This is a genomic window from Mesorhizobium sp. Root102 (assembly GCF_001425625.1).
GTDB lineage: Bacteria > Pseudomonadota > Alphaproteobacteria > Rhizobiales > Rhizobiaceae > Mesorhizobium.
Window position 1 is genome coordinate 1 of record NZ_LMCP01000018.1, and the last position, 14,955, is coordinate 14,955.

The 14,955-nt window shown below is 63.3% G+C and carries 14 protein-coding genes, 1 tRNA gene and 1 pseudogene; 9 read left to right on the forward strand and 7 right to left on the reverse strand.

Annotated features, from left to right (window positions below; genetic code table 11):
• Positions 1-214: pseudogene (locus tag ASD12_RS16785) on the forward strand (5-aminolevulinate synthase); the annotation flags it as partial.
• A gap of 149 nt (positions 215-363) precedes the next feature.
• Here ASD12_RS16785 and ASD12_RS16790 read toward each other — a convergent pair.
• Both ASD12_RS16790 and mscL read right to left on the reverse strand, forming a co-directional pair.
• Positions 364-1,530 carry a pyridoxal phosphate-dependent aminotransferase gene (locus tag ASD12_RS16790; protein WP_056588263.1) on the reverse strand — a complete coding sequence of 389 codons (1,167 nt, stop codon included), beginning with the start codon at positions 1,528-1,530 and terminating at the stop codon, positions 364-366.
• Positions 1,531-1,640: 110 nt separating this feature from the next.
• Positions 1,641-2,063 (reverse strand): large conductance mechanosensitive channel protein MscL, encoded by a 423-nt coding sequence (gene mscL, locus ASD12_RS16795; RefSeq protein WP_056588266.1) that lies wholly within the window; start codon positions 2,061-2,063, stop codon positions 1,641-1,643.
• A 357-nt stretch (positions 2,064-2,420) separates the two neighbouring features.
• On the opposite strand from mscL, the gene ASD12_RS16800 reads away from it, so the two are divergent.
• A complete protein-coding gene (locus tag ASD12_RS16800) occupies positions 2,421-5,909 on the forward strand; it encodes a PAS domain-containing hybrid sensor histidine kinase/response regulator (protein ID WP_056588270.1) in 3,489 nt (1,162 codons plus the stop codon).
• A gap of 3 nt (positions 5,910-5,912) precedes the next feature.
• On the opposite strand, the gene ASD12_RS16805 is transcribed toward ASD12_RS16800, so the two are convergent.
• Together ASD12_RS16805 and ASD12_RS16810 are read right to left on the reverse strand one after the other, a co-directional pair.
• Complete coding sequence (locus ASD12_RS16805; RefSeq protein WP_056588407.1) at positions 5,913-6,572, reverse strand: response regulator transcription factor; 660 nt, start codon at positions 6,570-6,572, stop codon at positions 5,913-5,915.
• A gap of 124 nt (positions 6,573-6,696) precedes the next feature.
• Positions 6,697-7,125, reverse strand: a complete 429-nt coding sequence (locus tag ASD12_RS16810; protein WP_056588273.1) for a hypothetical protein — start codon at positions 7,123-7,125, stop codon at positions 6,697-6,699.
• 107 nt (positions 7,126-7,232) lie between these two features.
• Here ASD12_RS16810 and ASD12_RS16815 point away from each other — a divergent pair, with 107 nt between their 5' ends.
• Entirely contained in the window at positions 7,233-7,583 is a 351-nt protein-coding gene (locus ASD12_RS16815) for a DUF952 domain-containing protein (protein ID WP_056588410.1), read from the forward strand.
• A complete protein-coding gene (locus ASD12_RS16820) occupies positions 7,580-8,659 on the forward strand; it encodes a quinone-dependent dihydroorotate dehydrogenase (protein ID WP_056588276.1) in 1,080 nt (359 codons plus the stop codon). The genes ASD12_RS16815 and ASD12_RS16820 overlap by 4 nt, the downstream gene beginning before the upstream one ends.
• On the opposite strand, the gene ASD12_RS16825 is transcribed toward ASD12_RS16820, so the two are convergent.
• Positions 8,652-9,992, reverse strand: a complete 1,341-nt coding sequence (locus ASD12_RS16825) for an MATE family efflux transporter (RefSeq protein ID WP_056588278.1) — start codon at positions 9,990-9,992, stop codon at positions 8,652-8,654. The two genes, ASD12_RS16820 and ASD12_RS16825, sit on opposite strands and share 8 nt — an antisense overlap.
• Positions 9,993-10,125: 133 nt before the next feature.
• Here ASD12_RS16825 and ASD12_RS16830 point away from each other — a divergent pair, with 133 nt between their 5' ends.
• Entirely contained in the window at positions 10,126-11,031 is a 906-nt protein-coding gene (locus tag ASD12_RS16830; protein WP_056588279.1) for a histone deacetylase, read from the forward strand.
• On the opposite strand, the gene ASD12_RS16835 is transcribed toward ASD12_RS16830, so the two are convergent.
• Positions 11,032-11,295 carry a DUF6460 domain-containing protein gene (locus ASD12_RS16835; RefSeq protein ID WP_056588280.1) on the reverse strand — a complete coding sequence of 88 codons (264 nt, stop codon included), beginning with the start codon at positions 11,293-11,295 and terminating at the stop codon, positions 11,032-11,034. It lies immediately after the preceding gene.
• Between the two features lie 286 nt (positions 11,296-11,581).
• Between ASD12_RS16835 and ASD12_RS16840 the strand changes: the two genes are divergently transcribed.
• From ASD12_RS16840 to ASD12_RS16855, 4 genes are all read left to right on the forward strand, one after another.
• A complete protein-coding gene (locus tag ASD12_RS16840; RefSeq protein WP_200950972.1) occupies positions 11,582-12,571 on the forward strand; it encodes a glycosyltransferase family 2 protein in 990 nt (329 codons plus the stop codon).
• Between the two features lie 74 nt (positions 12,572-12,645).
• Entirely contained in the window at positions 12,646-13,047 is a 402-nt protein-coding gene (locus ASD12_RS16845) for a GtrA family protein (RefSeq protein WP_244482871.1), read from the forward strand.
• Positions 13,048-13,061: 14 nt separating this feature from the next.
• Positions 13,062-14,552 carry a hypothetical protein gene (locus ASD12_RS16850; protein ID WP_056588286.1) on the forward strand — a complete coding sequence of 497 codons (1,491 nt, stop codon included), beginning with the start codon at positions 13,062-13,064 and terminating at the stop codon, positions 14,550-14,552.
• A gap of 74 nt (positions 14,553-14,626) precedes the next feature.
• Positions 14,627-14,700 (forward strand) — tRNA-Gly (locus ASD12_RS16855).
• Between the two features lie 2 nt (positions 14,701-14,702).
• Here ASD12_RS16855 and ASD12_RS16860 read toward each other — a convergent pair.
• Positions 14,703-14,939 (reverse strand): hypothetical protein, encoded by a 237-nt coding sequence (locus ASD12_RS16860; RefSeq protein WP_056588413.1) that lies wholly within the window; start codon positions 14,937-14,939, stop codon positions 14,703-14,705.
• Positions 14,940-14,955: the final 16 nt, after the last annotated feature.

Sequence of the window (14,955 nt, forward strand, 5' to 3'; positions counted from 1 at the left end):
CCAGCCGATCAACTACCCGACGGTGCCGCGCGGCACCGAGCGGCTGCGCATCACGCCGACGCCGTTCCACTCCGATGCACTGATCGCCGAGTTGCAGGATGCGCTGGTCGAGACCTGGGATGCACTCGGCATTCCCTATGGCTCCGCCGGTCGGCCATCCGTCGCCAAGAGCGACCGGATCATTCCCCTGCTGGTGCCTAAGTCAGGCGGCTGAAGCCCGTTTGAAAATCTACTCCGACGCCCATCTGACGTAGGTTTCTGCGCTTCCGGTGCTCATGGACCTGAATTTCCGCTGCGCTTCGGTTCTCGAAACCACGCCTGCTGCTCGCCGGAGCGATTTTCAATTCGGGCTTCGTCAGCGACTCAGACATTCTTCATCCATTTCGCCAGCCGGTGCGCCGCTTCCTCTATCTGGTCGAGCCGGCGGTGGAAGCACAGCCTAAGGAAGGCTTCGCCGCCAGGACCGAAGGCGGTGCCGGGCGCCAGGCCGACATTGGCCTTGTCGACGATGTCGAAGGCGGCAGTGCGTGAATCGGTAATGCCGTCGACGGTGAAGAAAAGATAGAATGCACCTTGCGGCACGGTGAACCGGGCGCGGCCTGTGGCGCCGAGAATGCCGCAGACCAGATCGCGTGCCTTGCGCGCCCGCTCCACTTGTTCGGCAACGAAGGCGTCACCCTCATCAAGGGCGGCGACGGCGCCGCGCTGCATGAACTGGGCGACGCCGGAGTTGGAATACTGGATCAGGTTCTCAAACACCTGCTGCAGGGCGGGGTGGGTCTTGATCCAGCCGACGCGCCAGCCAGTCATCGCCCAGTTCTTGGAAAAACTATTGACGAACAGGATGCGGTCTTCCGCCATGGCGATGTCGAGGAAGGACGGCGCACGGCCATGGCTGTAGTGGAACAGCGAATAGATCTCGTCGGCGATGATCCAGAGGTTCTTCGCACGCGCAAGATCGAGAATCGCCTGCAAGGTCTCGTGATCGGCGGTCCAGCCAGTCGGGTTCGACGGCGTGTTGATAAACAGCGCTTTTGTGCGCGGCGTGATCGCCGCCGCGATCTTCTCGACGTCACAGGACCAGCCATTGCCGGAATGATCGAGCGTGACCGCCACCGGAACGGCTCCCGATATCCCTGCTGCGGCATCGAAATTCGGCCAGGCCGGCGACAGATAGACAACCTCGTCGCCGGCACCGGCGAGCGCGTCGAGCGCCAGTTGGATGGCATGCATGCCGGAACCGGTGACGATGAATTGCTCCTCGGGAAACGTCTTGCCGAAATGCCTGGCATAGTAGCGGGAAAGCGCTTGCCTGAGATCGGGGATGCCCTTCTGCCAGGTGTAGAACGTCTCGCCGCTGGCCAGCGCCTTCGACGCGGCATCGGTGATGAACGAAGGCGTCGGCAAGTCGCCCTCGCCGGCCCAGAGCGGGATCATGCCTTCGCGCAGGCGGCCGTAATTGACGACGGCGACAATGCCGCTTTCGGGCGCGGCGCGGGCTTCGGCGCGCAAGCTGTCGATCAAAGTCATGGGCGGTCCGTTCCGATCTCGGGCATTGATCCGCGCTCCTTACCAGATGCGAAAACAGAAAACCCCGGCCGCGAACGACCGGGGTTTTGGTCCAGAAGAACCTGATCTGTCTATCTCTTGGCGAGCAAGTCGCGAATTTCGGTGAGCAACGCGACGTCGGCGGGCGGCGGAGCGGCTGGTGCAGCCGGCTTCTCGCGTTCAAGCCGCTTGCGCATATTGTTCACCGCCTTGACCATCAGGAAGATGATGAAAGCGAGAATAAGGAAGTTCAACGCGACAGTGATGAAGCTGCCATACGCGAAAACAGCGCCTTGCTTTTTGGCGTCCGCCAGCGAGGTGGCGTTGACGGCCGAGGAGAGCCCCAGGAAATAGTTGTTGAAGTCCAAGCCGCCGAAAATCGCGCCGACGATCGGCATGATGATGTCATTGACAAGGGAATCGACGATCTTGCCGAAGGCCGCGCCGATGATGACGCCGACCGCAAGGTCCATCACATTGCCCTTGGAAATGAATTCCTGGAATTCTTTCAGCATTCGACCCTCCTTGTCATGACCGGCCGAACTGCCGCTTCCGTCCTTGCGGGCAATCGACCTGAGGCAACATAACAGAAACCTGCGGTTGCAACATCGGCAAAAAGGAGAAAGCAACCGGTTTCTCCTTACCTGGCGGCAGTCCCCAAAGTGCGTCACGCTGAAACGGATTCACGCGCCGCGCTTTGGGTCTTTTGTTTTGCGCATGTCGTTGCCCCAAAACCGCTGCGCACTTTTGGGCGACATGCATCAGAAATCGCGGCCTTCATGCGCCCAAAGCCGTGATGGACTCGGAAGCCAAGCTGTGATTGCGTCTGGACAAGCCGGGTTGAAATTCGGCACAGGGAGGATACTGCCGGCGTGCAGGGCTTGTTCATCGTCATCATCGCGATCGCCTATGTGACGCTGCTGTTCGCCATCGCCAGCCTGGGCGACCGCCGCTCGGCTATATCCGAGCCGAGCCGAGGGCGGCCCTTCATCTACGCGCTCAGCCTCGCGATCTATTGCACGTCCTGGACCTTCTTCGGCTCGGTCGGCCTCTCTTCCGAACGCGGCCTCGAATTCCTCGGCATCTATACCGGCCCGGTGCTGGTCTTCGTGTTCGGGTTCCCGCTGCTCAACCGCATCGTGCGGTTGGCCAAGACCGAGAAGATCACCTCGATCGCCGACTTCCTTGGCGCCCGCTACGGCAAGAGCTTCACTGTGGCGGCGATCGCCACGCTCATCGCCACCATTGGCGCGGTGCCCTATATCGCGCTGCAGTTGAAGGCGATCTCCGGTTCGGTCAGCCTGATGGTCGAGCACTATACGGGATCGCCGCCCTCCTTCGATCCCTTCGTCAGCGACATCTCGCTGGTCGTCGCCATGCTGCTGGCGCTGTTTGCGGTGCTGTTCGGCACACGCCACGCCGACGCCACCGAACACCAGGACGGGCTGGTGCTGGCGGTGGCCGTCGAAACCGTGGTCAAGCTTGCCGCCTTCCTGGCCATCGGCCTGATGGTCACCTTCCTGATCTTCGGCGGACCGAGCGACATGTTCGACAATCTCGCCCAGAACGCACAGGTTCGGCAGGCGATGAGCTACAACACCTCGCTCGCCACCTGGCTGGTGCTGACCGGCCTCAGCGGCTTTGCCATCATCATGCTGCCGCGGCAGTTCTACGTCACCATCGTCGAGAACCGTGGCGAGGCCGAACTGCGCACCGCGACATGGGTGTTTCCGCTCTACCTCGTGGCGATCAACCTGTTCGTGCTGCCGATCGCCTTTGCCGGCCTGTCGCTGGTCGGCACCGGAACCAGCAGCGATCTCTACGTGCTGTCGCTGCCCTTGTTCAGCGGTCATGATGTGCTGGCGATGGCGGCTTTCATCGGCGGGCTGTCGGCGGCGACGGCGATGGTGATCGTCGAGAGCGTGGCGCTGTCGATCATGATCTCCAACGACCTCGTCATTCCGCTGTTCGTGCGCCGCCTGCTCAAGACCTCGACATCCGAGAACCAAGACTGGTCGACGCTCATCCTCAATGTGCGGCGAGGAGCGATCTTCATCCTTTTGTTCATCGCCTTCCTCTATTACCGCGAGAGCACCAACAGCGCGCGCCTGTCGTCGATCGGCCTGATGTCGTTCGCCGCCATCGCGCAGTTCGCGCCCGCCCTGATCGGCGGGCTGATCTGGCGCGGCGCCAATGGCCGGGGCGCAGCACTCGGCATGGTCGCCGGCATCCTCGTCTGGGGTTACACGCTGCTGTTTCCATCGCTTGCCGCCCCCGATACCGAAATCATCGTGCACGGGCTGTTTGGCTTCGAGGCATTGCGGCCGCAGGCTCTGTTCGGCACCGCCGCCGAACCGCTGAACCACGGCGTGTTGTGGAGCCTGTCGATCAACGCGGTGTTCTTTGTGCTCGGTTCCCTCTCCCGCGCATCGGTGCCGTTGGAGCGCATCCAGGCGTCGATCTTCGTGCCGCGCGATGCCGGCCCGATGCCCAGCCTGCGCCGCTTCCGAACCGCCATCACCGTCAACGACCTCAAGGACACGATCGGGCGCTATCTCGGCGTCGAGCGCACCGAGCGCTCTTTCCAGTCTTTCGAAAAGACCAACGGCACCTCGCTGCACGGCAACGAGCAGGCGAGCATGGACGTCATCCGCTTTTCCGAGCAATTGCTGGCCAGCGCCGTCGGTTCGTCTTCGGCGCGGTTGATCCTGTCGCTGCTGTTTCGGCGCCATGACCGCGAATCCAGGGATGCCTTCCGCTTGCTCGACGACGCCACCGAGGCGCTGCAGCACAACCGCGACCTGCTGCAGATCGCGCTCGACCAGATGGAGCAAGGCATCACCGTCTTTGATCGCGATTTCCGCCTGATCTGCTGGAACCGCCAGTACCGGGCCCTGTTCGACCTGCCCGACGAGATGGGCCAGGTCGGCGTCTCGCTCGACAGCATCCTGCGCCATCTCTCGGAGCGCGGCGACATTCCGGCGGAGCAGCGCGTGGCCATGCTCAACCGGCTGACCAGCTTCGTCAGCCCATGGCAGATGGAGCTGAAGACCAGCGGACGCATCCTGGAACTGCGGTCCAACCCGATGCCAGACGGCGGCATCGTCGCCACCTATGCCGACATTTCCGGACGCGTCGAGCAGGACCTGGCGCTGAAGCGGGCCAATGAATCGCTGGAGCAGCGCGTCAAGACTCGCACCATCGAGCTGACCCGCGTCAACGAGGAACTGGCGCAGGCGCAGATGCTGGCCGAGGAGGCCAATCTCGGCAAGACGCGGTTCCTCGCCGCCGCCGGCCACGACATCCTGCAGCCGCTGAACGCTGCCAGGCTCTATTGCTCGTCGCTGATCGAGAAAGCCGGCAAGGGGCCTGCCGGCAAGGCGGCGGTCAACATCGAATCCTCGCTGGAATCGGTCGAGACCATTCTCGGCGCCGTGCTCGACATCTCCCGCCTCGACGCCGGCGCGATGAAGCCGGACGATACCGCCTTCAATCTCGACGGACTGCTGCGCCAGATCGGCAACGACTTCCGGCCGCTGGCCGCCGAAAAGAAACTCGAGCTGACGATCATGCCGTCATCGCTGACGGTGACGACCGACCGCAACCTGTTGCGGCGCCTGATCCAGAACCTCGTCTCCAACGCCATCAAATACACGCGCCACGGCCGCGTGCTGGTTGGCGTCAGGCGGCGCGGCGAACTGGCCGAGATCCAGGTGATCGACACCGGCATCGGCATCGCCGGCGACAAGCTGAACACAGTCTTTCACGAATTCACCCGGCTGGACGAAGGTGCGCGCGAGGCCGAGGGCCTCGGTCTCGGCCTCTCCATCGTCGACCGCATCGCCCGGGTGTTGCGCCTGGAGATCCGGATCTTTTCCAATCCGGGCAAGGGCACGCGCTTTTCCGTCATCCTGCCGGTCGCGGCAGTACAGGAGCCGCGGCGCGAGATCGAAACCAAAACTCCGGCCCGCGCGACCGCCTCGCTGGCCGGGCTGCACGTGCTGTGCATCGACAACGACACCCGTATCCTCGAAGGCATGCGGCTCCTGCTCGAAGGCTGGGGCTGCGATGTCGACACCGTGTCCGGCTCAAGGGATCTGGAGAGTGGCGCGATGCATCGCCCGGACATCGTCCTTGCCGACTATCATCTCGACGGCGAAACCGGTCTCGAACTCATCGTCAGGCTGCGCGCGATCCATGGCGACAATCTGCCAGCCGTGCTGGTCACCGCCGACCGCTCCAACGAGGTGCGCACGGCCGCGGGCGGGCTCGAGATCGCGGTGATCAACAAGCCACTCAAACCAGCGGTGCTGCGCTCGATGATGGCCAGGGTCAGGCCGCTGGCATCGGCGGCCGAATAGAGTTCAACCCGCTGCCCGCAACGGGTCGCTGCCGATCTTGGACAGGAGGATCACCGCCTGGGTGCGGCTGTCGACGCCGAGCTTCTGCAGGATGGCGGAGACATGCGCCTTTATGGTGGCCTCGGAGACGCCGAGTTCATAGGCGATCTGCTTGTTGAGCAGGCCCTCGGCCAGCATGCCGAGCACGCGGGTCTGCTGCGGCGTCAACGCCTGCAGGCGCTTGATCAGGTCGGATATTTCGGGATCGCGTTCGACGCCGAGATCGACGCCGACCGGTGCTGCAATGTCGCCGGCAAGCACCGACTGCACGGCGCTGCGGATCTCCTCCATGCTGGCCGATTTGGAGATGAAGCCAGAAGCGCCGAGATCGAGCGCCCGCCTGATGGTCGCCGGATCGTCATGCGCCGACACCACGACCAGCGGCACCGCCGGATGGATGCCACGCAGCGAGATCAGGCCGGAGAGCCCGCTGGCGCCCGGCATCGACAGGTCGAGCAGCACCAGATCGATATCCTCGTTGGCCACGACCAGCGCCTTGGCGCTCTCGAAATCGCCGGCCTCGTGGATGGCGGCGACATTGCCGATGCCGGCGAGCGCTTCGCGTAGCGCACCGCGAAACAGCGGGTGATCGTCGGCGATGACGAAAGAATAGCCGGCCGGCAAATGTCCCTCCCCGAATCCCCCGATGATTTTTGCTCTTTTCGGGATCAGTTGGACGATTATGAGGGGCTGCGCGCTGTTTTCAAGCGGCAAAGCCAGCGCGCCGCGTTTTCCCTACTTTGGGTGCTCAGGTCTTCTGCGAATTGAGCTGGGCGCCGTTGTCCTTGTCCATATCCTTGACGATGCCCATGAAGCCACGCAAGAACCGCTCCATGTAGCTCATCGTCTTGTTGAAATCCTCCTCGCTCGGCAATTTCGATTCAAGGCGGGCGGAGAGCGAATTCTCGAGCTTGGTGACGCGCTCGTCCATTGCCTTCATCGAGGTCTGGAGGCGGTCGACCTCATCCTGGAAAGCGGCGCGTTCGTCGGCCGCCATCTTGCAGACGAGTTGGCCGGAGCGTTCCTCGCAGATCGACATGGCGCCGGTCTGCGTATCCATCCGGACATAGCCGTTATCAGACTTTTCCAGCCGATAGCGGTCGGTTTCTTCCGAATAGGCTGAAGCCGCGACCAGCGAAACGAGCGCGGCGGGGATCAAGATGTGCTGCAGACGCATGTTGTCCTCCATGGCCAAGGCCTGAAATATCGCATGTTTGCGCCGGAAATGGGGAAGACCCTTGGCGTGACCTTTCCCGCGTGGCTGGTTCGGACTATAGCGCAACCATGTCTCAGATTATCTACAAGATAACCCCGCAAGCGCCTTGGCGCGAGGCCGAAACACATGGCCGCTTCACCGGTGCGCCGATTGATGTCGTCGACGGCTTCATCCATTTCTCCACGGAGGCGCAGGTCAGGGAAACCGCGGCAAAGCACTTTGCCGGCCAGACCGGCCTTCTGTTGGTCGCCATCGACGGGACCAGCCTGGGCGCCGCGCTGAAATACGAGGTCTCGCGCGGCGGCGCGCTGTTTCCGCATCTCTATGGCGTGCTGGACCTGAAAGCGGTGCTGTGGGTCCGACCGCTGCCGCTTGGCGCCGATGGGGTGCACCAGTTCCCCGCACTGGAGGGGCAATGAGCGTGCTCGACCGGCTTGGCCAGAAGCTGCTGTTCACATTCGATCCGGAAACCGCCCATGGCATGTCGATCGCGGCGCTGCGATGCGGCCTGCCGGTCGGCGCGCGGAAAACGTTCGACGCACTGCTTAAGGTGACGGTCAGCGGCCTCGAGTTTCCGAACCCGCTCGGCATGGCGGCGGGCTACGACAAGAATGCCGAAGTGCCCGACGCTTTGCTTGGCCTTGGTTTCGGCTTTGCCGAGGTCGGCACGATCACGCCGCTGCCGCAGGCCGGCAATCCGAAGCCGCGCATTTTCCGGCTGACGGCGGATGAAGCGGTGATCAACCGGCTGGGCTTCAACAATGAAGGCCATGCGGCCGCCGAAAAGCGCCTGGCCGCACGCAAGGGGCGCTCCGGCATCATCGGCGTCAATATCGGCGCCAACAAGGACAGCAGCGACCGCATCGGCGACTATGAGCGCGGTGTCGCCCGGTTTGCGCAATACGCCAGCTATCTCACCGTCAATATCTCCTCGCCCAACACGCCGGGCCTGCGCAACATGCAGGCGCGCGAGCAGCTTGGCGAACTTTTGTCGCGTGTCATGGCCGCGCGCGCCACGACAACGGCACAGCCGCCCGTCTTCCTCAAGATCGCGCCGGATCTGGTCGAGGCGGAGCTGGAGGACATCGCCGCCGAGGTCACCGAGAAGCGGATCGAGGGTGTCATCGTCTCCAACACCACCATCTCCCGACCGCCGCTGCGCAGCGGCAGCACCGCGCGCGAGACCGGCGGGCTCTCGGGCAAGCCCTTGTTCGAACGCTCAACCATCGTGCTGGCGAAGATGCGCAAGCTGCTTGGCCCGGACCGCGCCATCATCGGCGTCGGCGGCGTCGACTCCACCGACACGGCACTGGAAAAGATCCGCGCGGGCGCTGATCTCGTCCAGCTCTACACCAGCATGATCTATGCCGGACCGGCACTGCCGGGCCGGATTGTCGCCGGGATGGCACGCTTTGCCGACACGGAACGGCTCAGATCCATTCGCGAGCTGCGCGACAGCCATCTCGATCGATGGGCAATGAGGCCGCTTAGCTGAACGCCGTTTGCATCCGCAGCCGCAGAATGGTGAGCAGGCTGAAGCCTCGCACCAGCAGGAAGACGTGTAGCGCCGCCCACAGACCATTGTTGCCGAAAGCGGGCGCCAAAGTGAGCAGCGCGGCGCTGAAGGCGAGGAACGACAAAAGCATCATGTTGCGCATATCGCGCGACCAAGTGGCGCCGATGAAGACGCCATCCATCTGGAACGCCAGCACACCGCTCAGCGCGGTGAATGCCGCCCACGGCAGGTAGATGTCGGCCACCGAGCGGACCTCCTGCGACGTCGTCACGAGGGCGACCAGACCGGCGCCGCCCAGCAGCAGCACGAGGGTGGCGGCGCCCGCCAGCCCAAAACCCCAGAACAGCGTCAGCCGTATCGCCTGCCGGAACGGTGCGGCGGCACGCGCACCGACGGCACGGCCCGCCAGCTGTTCGGCGGCGGTGGCGAAGCCGTCGAGGAAATAGCCGGCGACGAGAAAGAAATTCATCAGCACGGCGTTGGCGGCCAGCGTCACCGTGCCGAACTGCGCGCCCTGGCGGGTGAACAGCGCGAAGGCGGCGAGCAGCGAGAACGAGCGGATCATGATGTCGCGGTTGAGCGACAGCATGCGCAGGAAGGCGGCCATGTCGAGCAGCCTATGGCGCGGCAAGGACGGGGCCGCCCGGAACCGGCGGATCACGATCGCCAGGCCGAGCAGCATGGCAAGGAATTCGCCGGTGACGGTTGCCCAGGCGACGCCGGCGACGCCCCAGCCAAGCTTTAGGCCAAGCAGAAAGCAGAGCGCGATGTTGATGCCGTTCAGCACCAGCTGCAGCATCAGCCCGAGCCCGCCCTCGCCGCGCCCCAGAACGTAGCCAAGGATGGCGTAGTTGATCAGCGAAAAGGGTGCAGCGAGCAGCCTGATCCTGATGTAGACGCCCATAGCCTCGCTGACGCGCGGTTCGGCGCCCATGAACTTCTGCCCGGCAATGGCGACCAGCGGCGCAAGCGCCGCGAGCACGATGCCGGCGACGACCGCGATCAGCACGGCGCGCCAGAACACCGCCTGTTCCTCCAGGGCGTCGCCGCGCCCGAACGCTTGGGCGACGAGCCCGGTGGTGCCTGAGCGCAGGAAATTGAAGGTGGTGAAGACGACGTCGAAGATCAGTGCCCCCGCCGCCAGGCCGCCGAGCAGGGCGGCATCGCCGAACTGGCCAACGACAGCCGTATCGACCAGGCCGAGCATCGGCGTCGTCAGATAGGCAAGCGTCATCGGCACCGCGATGGTGAGCACGGAACGGTTGGTGACGACAAAGGATCTGGCGTCGGCTGGGATTGCACCCTTGTTCAAAGGATTGCTGCCTTGCTGTTTGCGGCTTGATCGAACAGCCGGTGTGCCCCATTTTCCGGCCACCGCGCAATCACTCATCCCGTGACGGCCAACCGAAATCCCCGGTCTGGCGCGAGGCCGTCGGATCCAGTTCATGCCCTTGCAGATCGTCCATCATCCCGACTACGACGCCGGCTTCCCCACCAACCATCGCTTTCCGATGAGCAAATATCCGCTGCTGATGGACGCGTTGCGCGCACGCGGACTTGCCGGGCCCGACACGCTCAACACCGCCGAGCCGGCGCCGGCGTCATGGCTGAGCCTTGCCCATGCGGCGGACTATGTCGACCAGGTCATCAGCTGCTGCGTGCCCGAAAGGATCGAGCGAGAGATCGGTTTTCCGATCGAGCCCCGCGTCTCGCTGCGCGCGCAGTTTGCCACCGGCGGCACGGTGCTGGCGGCGCGGCTTGCCTTGCGCCACGGCATTGCGTGCAACACCGCCGGCGGCAGCCATCATGCCCGGCGCGCGCAAGGTGCGGGCTTCTGCACCTTCAACGATGTCGCCGTCGCCGCGCTGGTCTTGCTCGCGGAAGGCTCGGCACAAAACATCCTGGTCGTCGATCTCGACGTGCATCAGGGCGACGGCACGGCGGATATTCTCGCTGATGATCCGCGCGTGTTCACCTTTTCCATGCATGGCGACCGCAACTACCCCGTGCGCAAGATCGCCTCCGACCTCGATGTCGCGCTGCCCGATGGCACGGTTGACGCCGCTTACATGGAGAGGCTCGCCGCGATCCTGCCGGACCTGTCCGCCCAAGCCCATTGGGACATCGTGTTCTACAATGCCGGCGTCGACGTCCATGCCGAGGACCGGCTTGGCAGGCTCTCACTATCGGATGACGGCCTGCGCACCCGCGACGAAACGGTCATCCGCCACTTTCGCACGCAGGGCATTCCGGTCTGCGGCGTCATCGGCGGTGGTTATTCCACGGACGTGCCCGCGCTTGCCGCGCGCCATGCCATCCTGTTCGAGGTGGCCTCGGGCCACGCCCGATAGCTACTTGCGGTAGTTGGCGATCCTGAGCAGGATGAAAGCCGGCACGACGATGGCCGCGCCCAGCAAGATATAGCCAAGGAAACGGTCGATGGCGTGGAAGCCCAGATTCCACAGGTCAATGAAGAACTTCTGGATGCCGTAGAACACATCCATCGGCGACCAGCCGAAGGCATTCATGACCAGGCCGACGAGGAAAGACACGACCAGCAGTTTCAGGATCACCTTGAGCGGCGAGTCGCCGAGAAAGCGCGTCAGTGCGGACAAGGCCCGTCTCCAGATTGAGGTACCCAGACTCGAGGGCGACGGCCCAGACATACGCACTTGGGTTGCCGGCTTCAAGCCGACAGTTTGCTGGATGCCGAAGGCCTCCACCGAGCGATTGCATGGCGTGGCCACAAGCAGGCCCAAGCGCATAGCGGACCGCGGGCCGACGACCGCGGCCGATCCCGCTGGCTTATCTGTTTTCTAACCAATTGCCGCTATTTCCAATCGAATAGCGGGAGCAAGGCTTTTGGTGGAGACGGAGAAAAACACCGCGCGACGCGCCGTCATGCTGTCGGTGGTCGTCCCATGCTACAATGAGCTGGGCGGGGTGGCCGAACTGCATCGGCGGGTGACGGCCGCATGCCTGGAACAGGGTCCTTCCTACGAGATCGTCCTTGTCATCGATGGCGCGACGGACGGCACGCGCGAGGCCATTTTCCAGCTGGCCGAAAAGGACGACCATATCGTCGCTATCGATCTTGCCCGCAATTACGGCCACCAGATCGCGTTGAGCGCGGGGCTCGAATTCTGTCGCGGCCAGCGCATTCTCATTCTCGATGCCGATCTGCAGGATCCGCCTGAGCTGCTCGGCGCGATGATGACGAAGATGAACGAAGGCTTCGATGTCGTTTACGGCCAGAGGCTGACGCGCGACGGCGAAAGCTGGTTCAAGCTCGCTTCCGCCTCGATGTTCTACCGCTTGCTGCGCCGGCTGGTCGATGTCGACATAGCCCCGAATACCGGTGATTTCCGGCTGATGAGCCGCCGCGCGCTCGACCATCTGAACGAGATGCCCGAACGCTACAGGTTCATTCGCGGCATGGTGAGCTGGATCGGGCTGAAACAGGTGGCTCTCCCCTATGAACGGCACCGGCGCTTTGCCGGCACCACGCACTATCCCCTGAAGAAAATGGTTCTTCTGGCGGTCGATGCGATGACCAGCTTCTCCATCGTACCCTTGCGGTTCGCCTCGCTGCTCGGAATGACGTTCGGGCTTCTGGGGCTGGTCGTGCTCGGCTACACCCTGTTCGAGTGGTCGGTCGGAAACGTGTTGCCCGGCTGGACCAGCCTTGCCGCGATCGTGCTGATCCTCGGCAGCGTCCAGCTTATGGTGCTTGGCATCTTCGGCGAGTATCTCGGGCGCATGTACATGGAGACAAAGCGGCGGCCGCTCTACTTCGTCAACGAGATCGTTTCGCGCAGCCAGGCAACCGGGGACAAGGAACTGCCCGTCCATCGCCTGCAGGAGATGGCAAAGAGGGCCGCGCGTGGTTGAGGCGAAGGTCGACCGGGCGTAGCGGGAACGGCATGGGCAGGATGCGATCGGCTCTTCCGTCTGATTTCTCGCGGATGCTGCGATTTGGTGCCGTCGGGCTCCTCAACACGGCGCTCGGATATACGCTCATTCTGGCAGGGCTGGCGCTGGGCCTCGGCGATATCGCCTCCAACGCGGCGGGCTATGCCGCCGGCCTCACCCTCGGTTTCTTCCTCAACCGCCAATGGACGTTCAGCCGTGCCGGTGGCTTTCGCCCAGGCGCGATCGTGCGATACGCGATCACCTTCCTTATCGCCTACGGTGCCAACCTGGGCGTCGTGGTCACCGCCATGTCTGCCGGCTACATCGAAAACCCGTTTGTCCATCTGGCGGGAAACTGCCTTTACTCGGTCATCTTCTATGTCGGCTCGGCTCGTTTCGTGTTCGTCGGCGGCCCCGATGATCCCGATTCCTTGACCGGAATGAACGCGAAGTGACCTGGAGCCGCGACATGAACCAGACCGAGGCAATCTTGACGGCCACGCTGTCGATCGAGGACGCACAGCGCACCCGGCTGGTCTTCTGCCTGCTCGCGGCCTTGGCGATGGCGGGGGCACTGGCTGCCCAGGCCGGTGCCACCCTGCAGGATCCCGACAGCTGGTGGCAAGTCAAGGTCGGGTTGGATTTCCTGGCAAACCGGACATTTCCGACGGTCGACCCTTATTCCTACACGTTTGCCGGTCAGCCATGGATTGCCAAGGAATGGCTGGGGCAGGTTCTGCTGGCTCTTGCCTACCGGACAGGAGGCTGGAACGGGGTGGTCACTGTGATCATCACCTCGATTTCCCTGACGGTTTTCCTGATGGGGTGGTTTCTCAGCGCATGGCTGAAGCCGATCCTGGCGATTACACTGGCCTTCGCTGCGGTGTTCCTGATTAACCCGATCTTCACGGCGCGTCCGCATGTCTTCACATTCCCGATCATCGTCATCTCGACGGAGATGCTCTTTCGTGCGGCACGGGAAGAACGGGCGCCGCCCTGGTGGCTGCTCCTGCTGGTCGTGTTGTGGGCGAACCTGCACGCCACCTTCACCTTGAGCTTCGTCATCGCGGCGTTCGCCGGTCTCGATCTGCTGGCGCGCACCGGCCTGTCAAAACCCGCCGTCCTGGCGAAATGGGTCGCATTCGGTCTGCTTTGCCCGCTGGTGAGCCTGATCCACCCCTATGGCGTCCAGGCCATCCTGGCGACCCTGACCGTGGCCTACGGCAATGAGGCTGTGCCGCTGATCATGGAATGGAAAGCGTTCAGTCAGCAGGACTACCCCGTCCAGGAAGTTGCGATGCTGCTGGCGCTTTTCGCGCTTCTGGTGTCACGGTTGCGAATTGGCTGGGCCAAGGCGCTGTTCGTCGTCTTCACCTTGCATGTCTATCTCGCCCATCTGCGTTTCATGTATCTGTTCTTCCTGCTGGTCCCCTTGGTGATCGCGGTCGAGGTCGCGCTGCAATACCCCTCACTTTCAGCCATCGCATGGCTGGCGGAAAAGCGCGACGGACCGGAAAAATTCTTCGCCAGGCGGTTCTACGCGATCTGCGGCGCGGCGGTCGTTTTGGTGATCGGCGCGGTCGCCGTGCTCGGCAGCGCCTATCAGGTCGCTCCGAGCCCGAAGACATCGGCCAGCGGGGCGCTGGCGTTCGCCGAAAGCCATCATCTGTCCGGCAATGTGCTGAATTCCTACAATTTCGGCGGCACGCTGATCTTCCACGGGATCAAGACCTATATCGATGGACGGACGGACCAGCTGTTTCTGGGCGGTTTCACAAAAACCGATGACGAGACGGGGCACAGCGACGGCAAACCGCTCCTCGAAGCCCGGCTGAAGAAATACGCAATCGGCTGGGCGCTGCTGTCGGCCGGCGACAGCCGCATCCCCTTCTTCGACCAGTTGGGCTGGAAGCGGGCCTATGCGGACGACTACGCGGTGATCTACCTCCCCGGCGCCTGATCCTGCCTGGCGCAGGCACGGGCGCCGCTTTGACGATTGCCCGAAGCCGGGCCATCATGGTATCGAGGGCTCACGCGGGTATGATGTAATGGTAGCTTGTCAGCTTCCCAAGCTGAACGCGCGGGTTCGATTCCCGCTACCCGCTCCAGCTTAAGGCGCTAGAGACATTTCAGCGCCTGCCTGTTCGTCGAACAAAACCGAGCAGCCTCGCGCAAGCGCTACCGTTGCGAGGGCGTTTGCTACTACGTCATCCGACGAGACGAAATCGCCGGTCAGTACCCGCAATTCTTCCACGCTTTCAGCCATGGACACGAAATTCCCGACCGATCGATCGTGCTTGCAGGCCTCGACCACGTAAAGCAGATCGATGATTTCGAAGCTGCGCATGTTCAGCCTCCAGAAG